Raw genomic sequence first — 945 nt, forward strand, 5'->3', positions numbered from 1 at the left:
GGCGTCCAGCGAAGCCGACGGCAGCATGCCGATCGAACCGGTCAACATCGCAGCGGCGTCGGACAAGATGTCGCCGAACATGTTGCCGGTGACGATCACGTCGAATTTTTTCGGCGCGCGCACCAGCTGCATGGCGGCGTTGTCGATATACATGTGTTCCAGTGCGACATCCGGATAGTCCTGGTGCACCTCGGTCACGATATCTTTCCAGAACTGGAAGGTTTCCAGCACATTGGCTTTATCGACGCTGGTCAGGCGCTTGTCGCGCTTTTGCGCAGCCTGGAACGCCACGTGGGCGATGCGGCGGATTTCCGATTCGGCGTAGCGCATGGTGTCGAAACCCTCGCGTTCGCCCTTGAAAGCGCCGTCCGGCGCAATACGCACGCCGCGTGGCTGGCCGAAATACACATCGCCGGTCAGTTCGCGAATGATCAGGATATCCAGGCCCGACACCACTTCCGGCTTCAGCGTCGAGGCGCCGGCCAGTTCCGGATACAGAATCGCCGGACGCAAATTGGCGAACAGGCCGAGATTCTTGCGCAGGCCCAGGACCGCTTGCTCAGGACGCAGCGAACGCTCCAGGCTGTCGTACTGCCAGTCGCCAACCGCGCCAAACAGCACGGCGTCGGCTTCTTTTGCCAGCTTCAAGGTGCCATCGGGCAGCGGATGGCCGTGGGCGGCATAAGCAGCACCGCCGACAAGCGCGGTTTCCAGTTCAAATTTTTCGCCCAGCGCTTGCAGCACATTGACCGCTTGTTCAACGATTTCCGGACCGATGCCATCACCTGGCAAAATTGCTATTTTCATTTTTTCCTGGATTGAATGATTCAAAAAATATCCGTGGCCGACAAGCTTCTTAAATGGTGTTGCTCAACCAAGGCTGCGCAAACAGATGGCGCTCTTCGAATTCGCGGATCTTGTCGGACTGGCGCAAGGTCAGGCCGA

General features: G+C 58.5%; 1 protein-coding gene. It reads right to left on the reverse strand.

Features of this window, described 5'->3' with window-relative positions:
* Positions 1-807 (reverse strand): 3-isopropylmalate dehydrogenase (gene leuB / locus KHU33_RS26120; RefSeq protein WP_211468469.1); only part of this gene is annotated, 807 nt, incomplete at its 3' end.
* Positions 808-945 lie beyond the last annotated feature (138 nt).

Source organism: Collimonas silvisoli, assembly GCF_018305005.1.
Lineage (GTDB): Bacteria > Pseudomonadota > Gammaproteobacteria > Burkholderiales > Burkholderiaceae_D > Collimonas > Collimonas silvisoli.